This is a genomic window from Streptomyces sp. UNOB3_S3 (genome assembly GCF_020740895.1).
Taxonomy (GTDB): Bacteria; Actinomycetota; Actinomycetes; order Streptomycetales; family Streptomycetaceae; genus Streptomyces.
Map to the genome: position 1 here is coordinate 1 of NZ_JAILXP010000634.1, position 1,995 is coordinate 1,995.

At 80.6% G+C, this 1,995-nt stretch carries 1 protein-coding gene; it reads left to right on the forward strand.

Annotation, left to right across the window (positions count from 1 at the left end):
* Positions 1-1,827 (forward strand): primosomal protein N' (locus tag K6I33_RS34555; protein ID WP_229358755.1); only part of this gene is annotated, 1,827 nt, incomplete at its 5' end.
* Positions 1,828-1,995: the final 168 nt, after the last annotated feature.

Sequence of the window (1,995 nt, forward strand, 5' to 3'; positions counted from 1 at the left end):
ATCGTGGAGCGGGTCGCCGAGTCCGAGTACCAGGGGCCGCTGGCCGCGCTCGCGCAGGTGCTGTCGCCCGAGCCGGTGCTGAGCCCGGAGCTGCTGGGGCTCTGCCGGGCCGTCGCCGACCGTTACGCGGGCTCGCTCGCGGATGTGCTGCAGCTGGCCGTGCCGCCCCGGCACGCCCGGATCGAGGCCGAGCCGTCGCCCGGGCCCGCGCCGCGCCCCGCCGCGCCGGAGCCCGGCAGCTGGGCGCGGTATCCGGCCGGGCCCGCCTACCTCCAGACCGTCGCCCGGGGCGACGCCCCCCGCGCGGTGTGGACGGCGCTGCCCGGGCCGCACTGGCCGGGGGAGCTGGCCCGGGCCGCCGCCGCCGCGCTCGCTTCGGGGCGCGGGGCGCTGATCGTCGTGCCCGACGGCCGCACGGCCGCCCGCGTCGACGCCGCGCTCGGGGAGCTGCTGGGCGCCGGGCGCCATGTGCTGCTCACCGCCGACACGGGCCCCGAGGAGCGGTACCGCCGCTGGCTCGCGGTCAGCCGCGGCGCGGTACGGGCCGTGGTCGGCACCCGCGCCGCGATGTTCGCGCCCGTATGGAATCCCGGCCTCGTGGCCATCTGGGACGACGGCGACTCCAGCCACAGCGAGCCGCACGCCCCCCAGCCGCACGCCCGTGAGGTGCTGCTGCTGAGAGCGGCCCATGAGAAGGCGGCGTTCCTGCTGGGCGGCTTCGGCTGCACGGTGGAGGCCGCGCAGCTGGTGGAGACCGGCTGGGCCCTGCCGCTGGCCGCGGCCCGCGAGCGGGTACGGGCCACCGCGCCCCGGATCCGCACGGTCGAGGAGGCCGACGAGGCGCGGGACGCCGCCGCGCGGGCCGCCCGGCTGCCCACGGTGGCCTGGCAGGTCGCCCGGGAGGGGCTCAAGCACGGCCCCGTGCTGGTCCAGGTGCCGCGCCGGGGCTACGTCCCCCGCCTGGCCTGCGAGCGCTGCCGCGAGCCCGCCCGCTGCGCGCACTGCGCCGGGCCGCTGGAGGCGCGCGCCGGGGACGACGGCCTGCTGCACTGCGGCTGGTGCGGGCAGGAGGCCCGCGACTGGCACTGCGGCGAGTGCGGCGGCTTCCGGCTGCGCGCCCAGGTCGTCGGCGCCCGGCGGACCGCCGAGGAGCTGGGCCGCGCGTTTCCGGCCGTGCCCGTCCGCACGTCCGGGCGCGACCACGTCCTGGACACCGTCCCGGACCGGCCCGCGCTCGTCGTCTCCACACCGGGCGCCGAGCCCGTCGCCGAGGGCGCCGGCTACGCGGCGGCCCTGCTGCTGGACGGCTGGGCCCTGCTCGGCCGCCCCGACCTGCGGGCGGGGGAGGAGGCGCTGCGCCGCTGGCTGGGCGCGGCGGCGCTGGTGCGGGGGCAGGAGGCCGGTGGCACGGTCGTGGTCGTCGCCGAGCCGACGCTGCGGCCGGTGCAGGCCCTGGTCCGCTGGGACCCGGCCGGGCACGCGGTGCGCGAGCTGGCCGACCGGGCGGAGCTGGGCTTTCCGCCGGTGTCGCGGATGGCGGCGGTCTCGGGGCCGCCGGCCGCGATCGCGGAGCTGATCGCGATGGCGGAGCTCCCGGAGGGGGCGGAGGTGCTGGGGCCCGTCCCGCTGCCGCCGCCCCCGCCGGGGCGGCCGCGGCGGGCGGGCGACCCTCCGCCGGGCGAGCACTGGGAGCGCGCCCTGCTCCGGGTGCGGCCCGGGCAGGGGGCGGCGCTGGCCGCCGCGCTCAAGACGGCGCAGGCGATACGGCTGGCCCGGCGGGAGGGGGAGCCGGTGCGGTTGCGGGTGGATCCGCCGGACATCGGGTGACGGGCCCGTGCGGGCTGCCGACCGGGCGGTGCGGGGTGCCCACATTCCGGTGCGGGGGCCTGGTGCGTGCCGGGTGCCCCATGTCCCGCCGCGGCGGTGATCGGCCACGGCGGTGGAGTCCGGCGGTGCCGGACCGGGCTCGACCCGGTGGGTGCCCCACACGCGTTC